Annotated in this window: 13 protein-coding genes; 2 read left to right on the top strand and 11 right to left on the bottom strand. The window is 62.9% G+C overall.

Annotated features, from left to right (window positions below; genetic code table 11):
• Positions 1 to 5: 5 nt before the first annotated feature.
• From cysW to F2982_RS21330, 3 genes are read right to left on the bottom strand one after another with little or no spacing between them, the layout of a single operon-like run.
• Positions 6 to 878 (bottom strand): sulfate ABC transporter permease subunit CysW, encoded by an 873-nt coding sequence (gene cysW / locus F2982_RS21320; RefSeq protein WP_203430797.1) that lies wholly within the window; start codon positions 876 to 878, stop codon positions 6 to 8.
• Positions 868 to 1,725 carry a sulfate ABC transporter permease subunit CysT gene (cysT, locus tag F2982_RS21325; protein ID WP_203430798.1) on the bottom strand — a complete coding sequence of 286 codons (858 nt, stop codon included), beginning with the start codon at positions 1,723 to 1,725 and terminating at the stop codon, positions 868 to 870. Before cysT ends, cysW begins: the two co-directional genes overlap by 11 nt.
• An 8-nt stretch (positions 1,726 to 1,733) precedes the next feature.
• Positions 1,734 to 2,759, bottom strand: coding sequence for a sulfate ABC transporter substrate-binding protein (locus tag F2982_RS21330; protein ID WP_203430799.1), 1,026 nt, complete (start codon positions 2,757 to 2,759; stop codon positions 1,734 to 1,736).
• Positions 2,760 to 3,061: 302 nt separating this feature from the next.
• On the opposite strand from F2982_RS21330, the gene F2982_RS21335 reads away from it, so the two are divergent.
• On the top strand, positions 3,062 to 4,099 hold the full coding sequence (locus tag F2982_RS21335) for a porin (protein WP_203430800.1): 1,038 nt from the start codon (positions 3,062 to 3,064) through the stop codon (positions 4,097 to 4,099).
• On the opposite strand, the gene F2982_RS21340 is transcribed toward F2982_RS21335, so the two are convergent.
• The 8 genes from F2982_RS21340 to F2982_RS21375 form a co-directional block, all read right to left on the bottom strand.
• Positions 4,100 to 4,555, bottom strand: coding sequence for a PTS sugar transporter subunit IIA (locus F2982_RS21340; RefSeq protein WP_130281300.1), 456 nt, complete (start codon positions 4,553 to 4,555; stop codon positions 4,100 to 4,102). It lies immediately after the preceding gene.
• Positions 4,556 to 4,593: 38 nt separating this feature from the next.
• Entirely contained in the window at positions 4,594 to 5,286 is a 693-nt protein-coding gene (locus tag F2982_RS21345; RefSeq protein WP_203430801.1) for a response regulator transcription factor, read from the bottom strand.
• Positions 5,283 to 7,991 carry a sensor histidine kinase KdpD gene (locus F2982_RS21350; protein ID WP_203430802.1) on the bottom strand — a complete coding sequence of 903 codons (2,709 nt, stop codon included), beginning with the start codon at positions 7,989 to 7,991 and terminating at the stop codon, positions 5,283 to 5,285. The genes F2982_RS21345 and F2982_RS21350 overlap by 4 nt, the downstream gene beginning before the upstream one ends.
• Before the next feature lie 174 nt (positions 7,992 to 8,165).
• The gene (kdpC, locus tag F2982_RS21355) at positions 8,166 to 8,735 is read right to left on the bottom strand and encodes a potassium-transporting ATPase subunit KdpC (protein WP_203430803.1); all 570 of its coding nucleotides are present in this window, start codon (positions 8,733 to 8,735) and stop codon (positions 8,166 to 8,168) included.
• Positions 8,736 to 8,747: 12 nt separating this feature from the next.
• Positions 8,748 to 10,835, bottom strand: coding sequence for a potassium-transporting ATPase subunit KdpB (kdpB, locus tag F2982_RS21360; protein ID WP_203430804.1), 2,088 nt, complete (start codon positions 10,833 to 10,835; stop codon positions 8,748 to 8,750).
• Between the two features lie 45 nt (positions 10,836 to 10,880).
• Complete coding sequence (locus tag F2982_RS21365; protein ID WP_165402700.1) at positions 10,881 to 11,036, bottom strand: hypothetical protein; 156 nt, start codon at positions 11,034 to 11,036, stop codon at positions 10,881 to 10,883.
• A 9-nt stretch (positions 11,037 to 11,045) separates the two neighbouring features.
• Positions 11,046 to 12,749, bottom strand: a complete 1,704-nt coding sequence (gene kdpA, locus F2982_RS21370; protein WP_203430805.1) for a potassium-transporting ATPase subunit KdpA — start codon at positions 12,747 to 12,749, stop codon at positions 11,046 to 11,048.
• A gap of 30 nt (positions 12,750 to 12,779) precedes the next feature.
• A complete protein-coding gene (locus tag F2982_RS21375) occupies positions 12,780 to 12,869 on the bottom strand; it encodes a K(+)-transporting ATPase subunit F (RefSeq protein ID WP_016556800.1) in 90 nt (29 codons plus the stop codon).
• A 423-nt stretch (positions 12,870 to 13,292) separates the two neighbouring features.
• Between F2982_RS21375 and F2982_RS21380 the strand changes: the two genes are divergently transcribed.
• Positions 13,293 to 14,336, top strand: coding sequence for an NAD(P)-dependent alcohol dehydrogenase (locus F2982_RS21380; RefSeq protein ID WP_203430806.1), 1,044 nt, complete (start codon positions 13,293 to 13,295; stop codon positions 14,334 to 14,336).
• Positions 14,337 to 14,339: the final 3 nt, after the last annotated feature.

A 14,339-nucleotide genomic window follows, 5' to 3' on the forward strand; every position in this document is an offset into this window, starting at 1 on the left:
ATCCTTCAGTGCCGCCGGCTGGCGGCGATTTCCGCGCTGTATCGCATTTCGAGCAGCGTCTTCAAAACAAGGGTCACAAGGGCAAGCAGGGCAAGCAAGGTCGCGACGGCGAATGCGCCGGTGAAATTATACTCGTTGTAGAGGATTTCCACCTGCAGCGGCATGGTGTTGGTCTGGCCGCGGATGTGGCCGGAGACGACCGAGACGGCGCCGAATTCGCCCATGGCGCGCGCGTTGCAGAGCAGCACGCCGTAGAGCAGACCCCATTTGATGTTCGGCAGCGTCACATGCCAGAAGGTCTGCCAGCCGCTGGCGCCGAGCGACAGCGCCGCCTCTTCATCCGCTGTCCCCTGTTCCTGCATCAGCGGGATCAGCTCGCGGGCAACGAAGGGGAAGGTGACGAACATGGTGGCGAGCACCAGACCCGGAACGGCGAAGAGGATCTTGATGCTGTGGGCATCGAGCCACTTGCCGAGATAGGTATTGGCGCCGAACAGCAGCACGAAGACCAGGCCCGAAATAACCGGCGAGACCGAGAAGGGCAGGTCGATCAGTGTCGTCAGGAACGCCTTGCCCTTGAACTCGAATTTGGCGATCGCCCAGGCGGCGGCAACGCCGAAGACCAGGTTCAGCGGCACGCTGATACCGGCGACGATCAGCGTCAGCCGGATCGCCGAGAAGGTTTCCGCATCCTGCAGCGCCTCGAAAAAGGCGACGACGCCCTTGCGGAAGGCTTCGACGAAGACTGCCGCCAGCGGCAGGAAGACCATCAGCAGCAGGAAGAGCAGCGACAGGACGATCAGGCTCCAGCGCGCCAACCGGCTTTCGGTGACGACGGAGCGGACTTTGGGAGCGGCGTTGGCCGTATCAAGCGCCATGTCCGTACCTCCGTCTGCGCCAGCTCTGGATCAGGTTGATGACGAGCAGCATGGTGAACGAGATGATGAGCATGACGGCGGCGATCGCCGTGGCGGCCGCGTAATTATACTCTTCGAGCTTGATGACGATCAGAAGCGGCGCGATCTCGGACTTGAACGGCAGGTTGCCGGCAATGAAGATGACCGAGCCGTACTCGCCGACGCCACGGGCAAAGGCGAGCGCAAAGCCCGTCAGCACTGCCGGCGCAAGGCCGGGCAGCAGGACGCGGGTGATCGTCTGGAAACGGTTGGCGCCGAGCGTCGCCGCGGCTTCCTCCACTTCCCTGTCGATTTCTTCCATGACCGGCTGGACTGTGCGCACCACGAAGGGCAGGCCGACGAAGATGAGGGCGACGACGATACCGGCGGGGGTGAACGCGATCTTAATACCGAGCGGCGTCAGGAACTGGCCGATCCAGCCGTTCGGCGCATAGAGCGTCGTCAGCGCGATACCGGCCACTGCCGTCGGCAGCGCGAAGGGAAGATCGACCATGGCGTCGATGATGCGCTTGCCGGGAAAGCGGTAGCGTACCAGAACCCAGGCGAGGATGACGCCGAACACGGCATTGATGCAGGCGGCGATGAAGGCGCCGCCGAAGCTGATGCGAAGCGCATTGACCGTACGCGGATCGAGCGCGATCGACAGGAATTTCTCCCAGCCGAGCTCGCTCGAGCGCCATGCAAGGCCCGATAGCGGGATAAGGATCAGAAGGGTGAGCCAGGTCAAGGTTAAGCCGAGCGCCATTCCGAAACCCGGAATGACACTCGGCCGCTTGAACCGCCACCGCGCGTGGCTATGTGCGTTCATGAACTCTATTATTGGGCCGGCTTGTAGATCTGGTCAAATACCCCGCCGTCGGCGAAGAACTTGGGCTGAGCTTCCTTCCAGCCGCCGAAGTCGTCGATGGTGGCGAGCTTCAGGTCGGGGAACCGGGCGATGTCGGCCTTGTCGGCGGCTTCCGGCTTGATCGGACGGTAATAGTGCTTGGCCGCAATCTTCTGGCCTTCGTCCGAATAGAGATAATTGAGGTAAGCTTCGGCAACCTTGCGGGTGCCCTTCTTGTCGACATTGCCGTCAACGATCGCGACCGGCGGATCGGCGCGGATGGAGAAGCTCGGGGTGACGATCTCGAACTGGTCGGGGCCGAGTTCTTCGAGCGAGAGATAGGCTTCGTTTTCCCAGGCAAGCAGAACATCGCCGAGACCGCGCTGGACGAAGGTGGTGGTGGCGCCGCGCGCACCGGTATCGAGAACCGGAACATGCTGCAGAAGCTTCGTCACATATTCCTGTGCCTTGCCTTCATCGCCGCCATTTGCCTGCTTGGCCCATGCCCAGGCCGCCAGGAAGTTCCAGCGGGCGCCGCCCGAGGTCTTCGGGTTCGGGGTGATGACCTGGACGTCGTCCTTGACGAGATCGCCCCAGTCCTTGATGCCCTTCGGATTGCCCTTGCGCACCAGGAAGACGATCGTCGATGTGTAGGGCGTCGAGTTGTTCGGGAACTTGGTCTTCCAGTCGGTCGGGATCTTGCCGGTCGCCTTGGCGATGGCGTCGATATCGCCTTCGAGAGCGAGCGTCACGACATCGGCTTCGAGACCGTCGATAACCGAGCGGGCCTGTGCGCCGGAGCCGCCGTGGGAGGCTTGGATGGTGACCGCTTCACCGGTATCCTTCTGCCACTTGGCAGCGAAGGCGGCGTTGAAATCCTTGTACAATTCACGCGTCGGGTCGTAGGACACATTGAGAAGCTGCTGGTCGGCGAATGCCGGCGCAACGGCGCCGATTGCTACGCTGCCGGCGAAGACCGCGGCGGCGAGAAGCCGTGTGATCCGAGTTGACTGCATGAAAACCTCCTTCGTTTCTGCGTAAACTCTATCAACTTGGTCGTATAATGAAACGAAAGTTCTTCCGTTTAAAGAGCTGCTTTCTGGAATGTCGTTTCATTTACATTCAGTTTCTGAAACGGACGTACCGGGCTTGACCTGCAGACCGGCCATACCTCGCGGTGTGCCAATAATGGCACACGGTATGAGATAGATGTCAGGGAAATGAAACAAATACGGTCACTCGCCCGATCGCTTCCTACATGAGGCCTTGCCGACTGCAACTGCGGCATTGCCCCACCCTGTCGAAGGGATCGATCGACATGCATATCAAGACCGTCCTGTTTGCCTCCGCCGCGGCCCTTGCTGCTGTTTCCGGCGCCCATGCTGCCGACGCCATCGTCGCGGCAGAACCCGAGCCCGTGGAATATGTCCGCGTCTGCGATGCCTATGGCAGCGGGTATTTCTACATTCCGGGTACCGAGACCTGCCTCGCGATCGGCGGTTACCTCAGAAGCGAAGTCCGCTTCGGCGATGCGGCCAACAATGACGAGGACTGGAGCTTCTTCAACCGCGCCCAGGTGACCTTCAGCTCGAAGAGCGACACGGAATATGGCACGCTGACCGGTGTCATCACCTACCGCATCGAATATCAGGGTGGTGAAAGCGATCCGACGCTCGACGAAGGCTATATCGAGCTCGCGGGCTTCCGCTTCGGCAAGCAATATAGCTGGTGGGATGACGATGCGACCGGCGAGACCGACATTCTCGCCAGCAACGAGACGACGATGAACTCGATCCGCTATCAGTATGAGAGCGGCGACTTTGCTGCCGGCATCTCGCTCGACGAGATCGGTACCAACTACATCCACTCGGAACCCGGTTCTTTCGGCGGCAACGATCTCGGCATCGCCAGCCAGGTCTCCGGCAAGTTCGGCGCCGTGACCGGCTACCTGCTCGCAGGCTATGACACCGATGAGAACAACGTCGCGATCCGCGCCATCGCCTATGCCGATCTCGGCCCCGGCACGCTCGGCCTCTATGGCGTCTGGACGAGCGGCATCAACTATTACTACGAAGCATCCGAATGGACCGTCGGCGCCCAGTACGAATACAAGCTGACCGACAAATGGGCGGTGACGCCGGGGTTCCAGTATTTCGGCAATGTGATTGCCGATGCCGATGACGACGGCGTTGCCGATGGCGGCGGATACAGCAACCGCGATGCCTGGGCGGCCGGCGTGACCGTCGACTACAAGGTTGTCGAGGATCTGAAGGCCAAGCTCAGCCTGCAATATCGCGATGAAGACGACGGCGATGACGGCATCTTCGGCTTTATGCGTCTGCAGCGGGACTTCTAACTAGGGCCGCGAGTCCGCGATGAAATCGGAATAAAGCTCGTCGGCGCTGCGCGCCTTGCGCATCGATTCCAGCACGCCCGGCGCTTGCAGGCGCCGGGCGATGGCGGCCAGCACATTGAGATATTCGCCGCGATTGTTCTCGCCGAAGAGCAGCATGAAGGCGATATCGGTCTTGATGTCGTCGATCGCCTCGAAATCGAGGGGATGGGCGAAGCGGATGAGCAGTCCGCGCGGGCTCGTCATGCCGGGGATCGCCGCATGCGGAACGGCGATACCGTTGCCGATCCCCGTCGAGCCGAGGCTTTCGCGGCTTTCGAGCGCGCGGATGATCGGCTGCTCCTCGATAGCGAAGGCCTTGCCGGCCTTTTCCGCCATGGCCTGCAGAGCGCGCCACTTGGTTGCTGCGGAAACGCCGATGAAGGTGTGTTCCGGCAGGATGATATCAGCGAGATTCATGTCATTTCCATAGATGTTCGCAGAAGCGGCGGGACCACTCAGTCCGGTTCCCGAAGCCGGTAGCCGACCCCGGTCTCCGTCGTAATATAGTGCGGCTGGTCCGGAACCTGCTCGACCTTTTGCCGCAGCTGCCGGACATAGACGCGCAGGTACTGCACATCGGCCGCCGGCCCCCAGACCTGCTTCAGCAGGAACTGGTGGGTCAGCACCTTGCCGGCATGCTGGGCGAGCACGCGCAGAATGTCATACTCCTTCGGCGACAGCTTGATCTCCTTGCCGTCAACCTTGACGATGCGCTTGACGATATCGATCGACAGCCCGCCGGTCTGGAAGATCGCCTTTTCGCCCTGCTGCTGCAGCCGGTGGCGGAGCGCGACGCGGATGCGGGCACCGAGTTCGGCAATGCCGAAAGGCTTGGTGACATAGTCGTCGGCGCCGGTTTCCAGCGCCTTGACGATCCCGGCTTCGTCGGTGCGGCTGGAGAGGATGACGACGGGCATGGTCAGGCCGTCATCGCGCCATTCCTGCAGCAGGTCGTGGCCCGGCGTATCCGGCAGGCCGAGATCGAGAACGACGAGGTCGGGGAGATCATCGACCACGGATTGCCGCGCCGCAAGGGCGTTTGCCGCTTCCTGCACTTCGTAGCCCTGTGCCGTCAGACCGACGCGCAGCAGCTTGCGGATGGGAGGCTCGTCGTCGACGACGAGGATCTTGATGGGCGAACCGCTCATTTGAGTTCATCCAGTTTGAGACTATCGGTTGGTCTTGGAAGCCGGATGGTGAAGACCGCGCCTGAGCGGTCCTTCCGGTTTCCGGCAGTGATGGCGCCGCCCATCGCCTCGATGAAGCCGCGGCAGATGGAAAGCCCGAGCCCGGTTCCGGCGCGCACCTGGTCGCCTTTGCGGACACGGTAGAAGGTGTCGAAGATGCGGTCGAGATCGCCTTCGGGAATGCCGGGGCCTTCGTCGGAGATTTCGAGCGCAACGCTGAAGGCATCCGCGGAGCCGCGGATGCGGATCGTCGAGCCCTCGGGGGCATATTTGGCGGCGTTGTCGAGCAGATTGAAGAGCACCTGCTCGAAAAGCACGGGATCGACCTTCACCATGGGAAGATCGCCGGGGATGTTCATCTCCGTTCGGTGCCGCTCGAGGATCTTGGCGGCGCGACGCAGCGCGCTTCCGGCGATATCGCCGGCATAGTGGAGCGCGTAATTCGGCTCCATGGCGCCGGATTCGATCTTGGTCATGTCAAGCAGGTTGGCGATGAAGCGGTTGAGGCGCTCCGATTCATCAACCACGGTGGAGAGGAGATCGTTGCGGTCCTCCTCCGGCATCGAGCTCAGATAGTCGCGAAGTGTTCCGGCCGCGCCGAGAATGGCGGCCAATGGCGTTTTCAGGTCGTGCGAGATCGAGGTCAGCAGCGCCGAGCGCAGCCGGTCGGCTTCCGCGGCCAGCTTCGCGCGGTCGACATCGGCGACGAGCTGGACGCGCTCGATGGCGAGTGCCGCCTGATCGGCGAGCGCATCGAGCAGCCGCTGCTGCTCCGGCGTCAGCAGCGGGCCGTCGCGGCGGTCGCTGTCGAGGCCGATGACGCCGACGGCGGTGCGGCCGGTCCGCAACGGCACGTAGAGACGCCTTGCGCCGGGCAGGGTATCGGCGCCGCGGCCGGCCGCGTGATTGTGCTCCCAGGCCCAGCGCGCAGCGGCGATATCGGCATCGTCGAGCGTATCGTCTGGCGGATAGCCGGCCTTGACGGCAATGCCGCCGTCTTCCGGCAGCAGCAGGACGACGCGGACCTTCAGCATCGATGCGATCTGGAAGGCGGTCGCCCAGAGCACGTCGTCAAGCGTGCCGGTTCCGGCAAGCTTCTTGGAGAAGAGATAGAGGTCCTCTGTCGTGCGCGCTCTCTGGCGGGCAGCGGCTGCCTGGCGCTGCACTGTTGCCGTCAGGTTCGAGGCGATGATGGCGACACCGAGGAAGAAGAACAGCGCCAGCACGCTTTCGGGGTCGCTGATCGTCAGCGTATAGCGCGGCGGCAGGAAGAAGAAATTGAAGGCGAGGGCGCTGATGATGCAGGTGTAGAGCGCCGGGCGCAGGCCATGGAGAACCGCCGAGGTCAGTACCGCCATCAGGAAGACGAGGGCGAGGTTGCGGACATCGAGCACCTGATCGAGCACGACGCCGACGCCAAGCGCGATCGCTACATAGGCCGTCGCCAGCACATAGGCGCGCAGATCGAACAGCGGCGCCGTCGGGGCGGCCTTGATGCCGCGTTGGGCGGTCTGCTCCTTCTCGTTGCCCGATATGACATGGACGCTGATATCGCCCGCCTGACGGATCAGCTGGTCGGTCGCCGAAGGCTGCAGCCATTCGCGCCATGTCGGCTTCTTCGGCGAGCCGATGACGATGTGGGTGACATTGTTGGCGCTGGCATGACGCAGCAGCTCTTCGGTGACTTCGCGTCCGGGCAGCGTCAGTGCCTCGCCGCCGAGCTGTCCGGCAAGCCGCAAAGTGGCGGCGATATTGTCGCGCTGCTCTTCCGAAAGGCTGATCGAGCGGTTGGTCTCGATATAGACGGCCGACCAGGGCGCGCGCAGCCGCGAAGCCATGCGGGCGGCATAGCGCACCAGCGAGGCCGAGCGCGGATGATGATCGATCGAGACGAGCACCCGCTCGCCTGCAGCCCACGGGCCGGGAATCGCATGCGCCTGCATATGGGTCAGTAGCTGGTCGTCGACGCGCTGGGCCGTCTTGCGCAAGGCGAGCTCGCGTAGCGCCGTCAGGTTGCCCGGCGTGAAATAGTTGGTGAGCGCCCGCTCAGCGGTGCGCGCCACGTAGACCTTGCCGTCATGCAGCCGCTTGATCAGGTCATCAGGCGTCAGGTCGATGATCTCGATATCGTCGGCCATGTCGATCACCGAGTCGGGCACCGTCTCACGCACGCGGATGCGGGTGATCTGCGAGACGACGTCGTTCAGGCTCTCGACATGCTGGATATTGAGTGTCGTATAGACATCGACGCCGCGGTCGAGCAGCTCCTTGACGTCGAGATAACGTTTCGGATGGCGGCTGCCCTGGGCATTGGTATGCGCCAGTTCATCGACGAGAACGAGATCGGGTTTTCGCGCCAGGATGCCGTCAAGATCCATCTCCTCCAGTTCCTGACCGCGATAGGCGACCTTGACGCGGGGGATGATTTCGAAACCGGCCAGCAGCGCCTGGGTTTCCTTGCGCCCATGCGTCTCGACGACACCGATCACCACATCCATGCCGTCGGCGATCTTGGCGCGGCCGGAGACCAGCATCTCGTAGGTCTTGCCGACGCCGGGGGCGGCGCCGAGGAAGATTTTCAGACGGCCGCGCGTTTCCCGTTCGGCGCGCTCAAGGAGAGCGTCGGGGGAGGGTCTGGCATCGGTGTCACGACTGTTGTCGGGCATGCGGGCGGTCTTTCTTTGCTGTCCGCGCAAGCGGCCCCTCATCCGACCCTTCGGGCCACCTTCTCCCCGTGGGGGAGAAGGGAAGTCCGCGCCGTTGCCGCTCCTCCTCTCCCCTCAGGGAGAGGGTGGCCGAGCGTAGCGGAGGCCGGGTGAGGGGGCTGCTCGCGCCGACATTCATCGTGTCATAGGTGCATCAAGCGCCATATTCAACGCAAGCACATTGACAACAGGCTCACCCAGGAACCCGAGCTCACGCGCCTCAACGGCCGCATCCACCAGCGCCTTGACCTTGGCCTCATCCATCCCCCGCGCCTTCGCGACGCGCGCCACCTGGAAATAGGCGGCCTCCGGCGAGATATGCGGGTCGAGACCGCTGCCCGAAGCCGTCACGAGATCGATCGGAACGTCGGCGGCGGGATTGCTGGCCTTGGCGGCCTCATAGTCGGTCTTGACGCGGTCGATCAGCTTCTGGCTGGTCGGGCCGAGGTTGGAGCCGGAGGAGGCGGCGGCGTTGTAGCCGTCGCCGGCGGCCGAGGGGCGGCCGTGGAAATATTTGTCGCTCGTGAAGGCCTGGCCGATCAGCGAGGAGCCGATCACGGTGCCGTCCTTCTCGATCAGGCTGCCATTCGCCTGTTTCGGGAAAAGCGCCTGGGCGGCACCCGTCATGGCGATCGGGTAGAGAAGGCCGGTGATCGCGGTGGTAGCGACGATCATGACGATTGCGGGACGAAGTTCTTTCAACATGGATTGTACTCCTTAAGCGAGACCGATGGCCGTGATGACCATGTCGATCGCCTTGATGCCGATGAACGGCACGACGATGCCGCCGAGGCCGTAGATCAAGAGATTGCGGGACAGCAGCGCGCCGGCGCCGATCGCCCGGTATTTGACGCCCTTCAGCGACAGCGGGATCAGCGCGACGATGATCAGCGCGTTGAAGATGATCGCCGAGAGAATTGCGCTCTGCGGGGTTGCGAGGCCCATGATGTTCAGGACGCCGAGCTGCGGGTAGAAGGTCAGGAACATCGCCGGGATGATGGCGAAATACTTGGCGATGTCGTTGGCGATCGAGAAGGTCGTCAGCGCCCCGCGGGTCATCAGCAGCTGCTTGCCGATCTCGACGATCTCGATGAGCTTCGTCGGATCGCTATCGAGGTCGACCATGTTGCCGGCCTCGCGAGCCGCGACCGTACCGGTGTTCATGGCGACGCCGACATCGGCCTGGGCGAGCGCCGGGGCGTCGTTGGTGCCGTCGCCGCACATGGCGACGAGCTTGCCCTTGGCCTGCTCCTCGCGGATCAGCGACAGCTTGTTCTCCGGCGTTGCCTGGGCGAGGAAATCGTCGACACCGGCTTCGGCGGCGATGGCGGCAGCGGTCATCGGGTTGTCGCCGGTGATCATGACGGTGCGGATGCCCATGCGGCGCAGTTCGGCGAAACGTTCGCGGATGCCGCCCTTGACGATATCCTTGAGCTGGATGACGCCGAGCAGCTTGCCGTCACGGGCAACGGCGAGCGGAGTGCCGCCGGCCTTGGCGATCTCGTCGGCGATCGCCTGAAGCTCGCGGATGACATCGGTTTCCGGTCGCAGCGCGATCGCGGCATTGCCGTTCGACGGCGCATTGTTGGCACCGACATAGGCGAGCACCGCCTCGACGGCGCCCTTCCGGATCGAGGAACCGCCGACATCGACGCCGCTCATGCGGGTCTGCGCTGTGAAGGGCACAAAGGTTGCCTGCAGGCTACCCATATCACGGCCGCGGATCGCATATTTCTCCTTGGCGAGAACGACGATCGAGCGGCCTTCCGGCGTCTCGTCGGCAAGCGAAGCGAGCTGGGCCGCATCGGCCAGTTCCTGTTCTGTAATGCCACGGACCGGGCGGAAGCTGGTGGCCTGGCGGTTGCCGAGGGTGATCGTGCCGGTCTTGTCGAGGAGCAGCGTATCGACGTCACCGGCAGCTTCGACGGCGCGGCCGGACATGGCGAGCACGTTGAAGCGGACAAGACGGTCCATGCCGGCAATACCGATCGCCGAAAGCAGCGCGCCGATCGTGGTCGGGATCAGTGTTACGAAGAGCGCGACCAGCACGATGATCGGGATCGAGCCACCGGCATAGGCCGCAAAGCTCGGTATCGTCGCGGTGGCAAGAACGAAGATCAGCGTCATGCCTGCGAGCAGGATGTTGAGGGCGATCTCGTTCGGCGTCTTCTGGCGCTCGGCACCTTCGACCAGTGCGATCATCCGGTCGATGAAGGTGGAGCCGGCAGCCGCGGTGATGCGGACGCGGATCACATCCGACAGAACCTGCGTGCCGCCGGTGACGGCCGAGCGGTCGCCGCCGGATTCACGGATCACGGGAGCGGATTCACCGGTGATCGCGGCCTCGTTGACGGAGGCTACGCCTTCGACAACTTCGCCGTCCGACGGAATGATGTCGCCGGCTTCGACGAGAACGAGATCGCCGACCTTCAGGCTGGTGCCCGGCACCATGCGGTAGCCGGAGCCGTTATTGGCCGTCAGGAGCTTTGCCTGCGTTTCGGTGCGGGCCTTGCGCAGCGAATCCGCCTGCGCCTTGCCGCGGCCCTCGGCGACGGCTTCGGCGAAGTTGGCGAAGAGCACGGTGAACCAGAGCCAGAGATTGATCTGGAAAGAGAAGCCGAGATTGCCGCCGCCGGTCGCGACGTCGCGGAGGAAGAGAACGGTGGTCAGCGCTGAAACCGTCGCCACCACGAACATCACCGGGTTCTTGGCCAGGGTGCGCGGGTTGAGCTTGGTAAAGGCGGCGCCGATCGCCGGGATGAGAATGCGACTATCGAGGATACTCGCGGATTTTGCCTGGCTCATAAGAGACTCCAGCTTGAAAGAGTAAGGCGGAACCGGTCTGTCCGGTCAGCCATGAAACAGTCTGAGAACGGCGGCCACGACGAGGATGGCCGCCAGCAGCACAAGGATCGCGTCGGTCGCGCGCAGGGTCTTGCGTGCCCCACGCTCCGGTTGCCCGAAGCGTGGGTGGATCGACTTACGGAAGGCGTGACGGATGATCATCGGCGCGCCTCAGAAGGTCTGGCCCGCGGTCATCAACAGATGCTCGACGACAGGACCGAGTGCCAGTGCCGGCATGAAGGTCAAGCCGCCGACGATCAGGATGGTGCCGACGAGCAGGCCGACGAACAGCGGACCGTCGGTCGGGAAGGTGCCGGCGGAGGCCGGAACGGTCTTCTTGGCGACCAGCGAGCCCGCGATCGCAAGGGCAGGGATGATGACCAGGAAGCGGCCCATCAGCATGCCGATGCCGAGTGTCACATTGTACCAGGGCGTATTGCCGGTCAGGCCGCCGAAGGCGGAGCCGTTATTGGCCGCAGCCGAGGTATAGGCGTAGAGGATCTCCGAGAAGCCATGCGGACCTGCCGTGCCGACGGAAGCGACCGCCGAGGGCAGCACGCTGGCGATGGCGACGAAGACCAGCATGGCGAGCGGCAGGCAGAGAATGGCGAGCACGGCCATCTTCATCTCCTTCGCCTCGATCTTCTTGCCGAGATATTCAGGCGTACGGCCGACCATCAGGCCCGCCACGAAGATGGCGATGATGATGAAGAGAATGATGCCGTAGAAGCCCGCGCCGACACCGCCGACGATGACCTCGCCGAGCTGCATGTTGATCAGCGGGATCAGGCCGCCGAGCGCCGTGAAGGAGCCATGCATGGCATTGACCGCGCCGCAGGAGGCCGCCGTGGTGATGACCGCGAAGAGCGAGGACATGGCGATGCCGAAGCGGACTTCCTTGCCTTCCATGTTGCCGCCGCCGAGACCGAAGGCGTGCATCAGCGGGTTGCCCGCAGCTTCCGCCCAATAAGTGATGGCAACGCCGACGATAAACAGCAGGCCCATCGAAGCGAGGATCGCCCAGCCCTGGCGCTGGTTGCCGACCATGCGGCCGAAGACGTTGGTAAAGGCCGCGCCGATCGCGAAGATCGACAGCATCTGGATCATGTTCGAGATGTTGTCGGGGTTCTCGAAGGGATGGGCCGAGTTGGCATTGAAGAAGCCGCCGCCATTGGTGCCGAGCATCTTGATGGCAAGCTGCGAGGCGACCGGGCCGAGCGCGATCGTCTGCTTGGCGCCTTCGAGCGTCGCCGCATCGACATAGGGGCCAAGCGTTTGCGGCACGCCGAGCCAGACATAGATGAGCGTCAGCACGATGCAGAACGGCAGCAGGACGTAGAGCGTGGCGCGGATCATATCGACCCAGAAATTGCCGATCGCCTTGCCCGAAGCGCGCGAGAAGGCGCGGATCAGGCCCATGGCAATCGCCATGCCGGTTGCCGCGGACACGAAGTTCTGCACCGTGAAGCCCATCATCTGGGTCAGATACGACATGGTGCTTTCACCGCCGTAGTTCTGCCAGTTGGTGTTGGTGACGAAGCTGACGGCGCTGTTGAAGGACAGTTCCGGCCCGACGGCCGCCATGCCGGCGGGATTATAAGGCAGGACCGCCTGCAGTCGCATCAGCGCATAGAGGACGAAAACGCCGAAGAGGTTGAAGAGCAGCATCGCGAATGCATAGGAGGTCCAATGCTGTTCTTCGCGCTCGCTGGTGCCGGCAAGCGCGTAAAGTCCCCGTTCCACCGGAACGAGGACCGGCGAGAGAAGCGTGCGCTCGCCCGAGAAGACGCGGGTCATGTAGCCGCCGAGCGGTTTGACGAGCGCAATGAGGATCCCGCAGAAGACGAGGATCTGTAGCCATCCGTTGAGTGTCATGGGAGGAACTTTCGAGTACCCGGCAGCTGATCAGAAGCGCTCGGGTCGGATAAGGGCGTAGGTGAGATAGACGGTGAGGAACACGGTCACGGCGCCGCTCAGGATATAGTCGAGGGTCATAGCCATCTCTCCTGTCACAGCCGGTCGCAGACGCGCGTATAGGCAAAGCACAGTCCAAAAAAGACGATCGCAGTGCCGAGCAAAATGAGATCCATCATCGATGTTGACTCCTGATGTTCTGGTTGGAGTCAGACAAGACAAGGGCGCCAATCCGGGGGATCGGCACCTTTAGACTTTCTGGCATGGAGACGATCTTGCGATCTCTCGGGCCTGAATATCTGCCGATGCGCATAAAGGTTCGAGACGCGCGAGAAGGCGCCGATATAAAAATCTTATAAATGCCTTTATACGGTGAGACGTGAGCATTTCATCGATTGATGAGCAAAAGCTGAATTGCGGCGATTGAAATCCGCACGGCCGCAGTCTTATAGTCTGCACCAACGGCGCGGCTGAATCGTAAGCGCCACAGGGAAGGAAACTGCCATGACCAAAGTCCGTGCTCTCGTTCTGGAGCGCCAGCATGAGCTTGCGCTTCGCGATATCGATCTGCCGATGGACACCGGCCCCGGTCAGGTGAAGATCAAGATCCATACGGTCGGCGTCTGCGGTTCCGACGTCCACTATTATACGCATGGCAAGATCGGCCCCTTCGTCGTCAACGAGCCGATGGTGCTTGGCCACGAGGCGGCCGGTACGGTCATCGAGGTCGGCGAAGGCGTCACGCATCTGAAGGTCGGCGACCGCGTCTGCATGGAGCCCGGCATTCCCGATCCGAACTCCAAGGCTAGCCGCCTCGGCATGTATAATGTCGACCCGGCCGTGAGCTTCTGGGCGACGCCACCGGTTCATGGCGTGCTGACGCCCGAAGTCGTTCACCCCGCGAACTATACGTTCAAGCTCCCTGACAATGTCAGCTTCGCCGAAGGCGCAATGGTCGAGCCTTTCGCCGTCGGCATGCAGGCGGCCTCGAAGGCGAAGATTGCGCCGGGCGACACCGCTGTCGTCCTCGGCGCCGGACCGATCGGCACGATGGTGGCGATTGCGGCACTCGCCGGCGGTTGCTCGCGCGCCATCGTCGCCGATCTGGCGCAGCCGAAACTCGATATCGCCGCGCAGTATCAGGGCGTCATCCCGGTCAATATCCGCGAGAAGAACCTGGCTCAGGAAGTCGCGCGACTGACGGATGGCTGGGGTGCCGATGTGATCTTTGAATGCTCCGGCTCGCCGAAGGCCTGGGAAACGATCATGGACTTGCCACGCCCGGGCGGCGTCATCGTCGCTGTCGGTCTGCCGGTCAATCCGGTGGGTTTCGACATTTCGACCGCCTCGACCAAGGAAATTCGCATCGAGACCGTCTTCCGCTACGCGCACCAGTATGAGCGCTCCATCGCGCTGCTCGGCTCCGGCCGTGTCGACCTGAAGCCGCTGATCTCGGAAACCTTCACCTTCGAAGATTCCATCAAGGCCTTCGACCGCGCCGTCGAGGCGCGCCCTGATGATGTGAAGCTGCAGATCGTTCTCGGCTGAACG

Source organism: Rhizobium sp. BG4 (assembly GCF_016864575.1).
Classification (GTDB): Bacteria; Pseudomonadota; Alphaproteobacteria; order Rhizobiales; family Rhizobiaceae; genus Rhizobium.

Bases quoted from the DNA above. Each gene is read 5' to 3' on its own strand.
- cysW (WP_203430797.1), bottom strand. From the start codon at position 878: ATGGCGCTTGATACGGCCAACGCCGCTCCCAAAGTCCGCTCCGTCGTC.
- cysT (WP_203430798.1), bottom strand. From the start codon at position 1,725: ATGAACGCACATAGCCACGCGCGGTGGCGGTTCAAGCGGCCGAGTGTC.
- F2982_RS21330 (WP_203430799.1), bottom strand. From the start codon at position 2,759: ATGCAGTCAACTCGGATCACACGGCTTCTCGCCGCCGCGGTCTTCGCC.
- F2982_RS21335 (WP_203430800.1), top strand. From the start codon at position 3,062: ATGCATATCAAGACCGTCCTGTTTGCCTCCGCCGCGGCCCTTGCTGCT.
- F2982_RS21340 (WP_130281300.1), bottom strand. From the start codon at position 4,555: ATGAATCTCGCTGATATCATCCTGCCGGAACACACCTTCATCGGCGTT.
- F2982_RS21345 (WP_203430801.1), bottom strand. From the start codon at position 5,286: ATGAGCGGTTCGCCCATCAAGATCCTCGTCGTCGACGACGAGCCTCCC.
- F2982_RS21350 (WP_203430802.1), bottom strand. From the start codon at position 7,991: ATGCCCGACAACAGTCGTGACACCGATGCCAGACCCTCCCCCGACGCT.
- kdpC (WP_203430803.1), bottom strand. From the start codon at position 8,735: ATGTTGAAAGAACTTCGTCCCGCAATCGTCATGATCGTCGCTACCACC.
- kdpB (WP_203430804.1), bottom strand. From the start codon at position 10,835: ATGAGCCAGGCAAAATCCGCGAGTATCCTCGATAGTCGCATTCTCATC.
- F2982_RS21365 (WP_165402700.1), bottom strand. From the start codon at position 11,036: ATGATCATCCGTCACGCCTTCCGTAAGTCGATCCACCCACGCTTCGGG.
- kdpA (WP_203430805.1), bottom strand. From the start codon at position 12,749: ATGACACTCAACGGATGGCTACAGATCCTCGTCTTCTGCGGGATCCTC.
- F2982_RS21375 (WP_016556800.1), bottom strand. From the start codon at position 12,869: ATGACCCTCGACTATATCCTGAGCGGCGCCGTGACCGTGTTCCTCACC.
- F2982_RS21380 (WP_203430806.1), top strand. From the start codon at position 13,293: ATGACCAAAGTCCGTGCTCTCGTTCTGGAGCGCCAGCATGAGCTTGCG.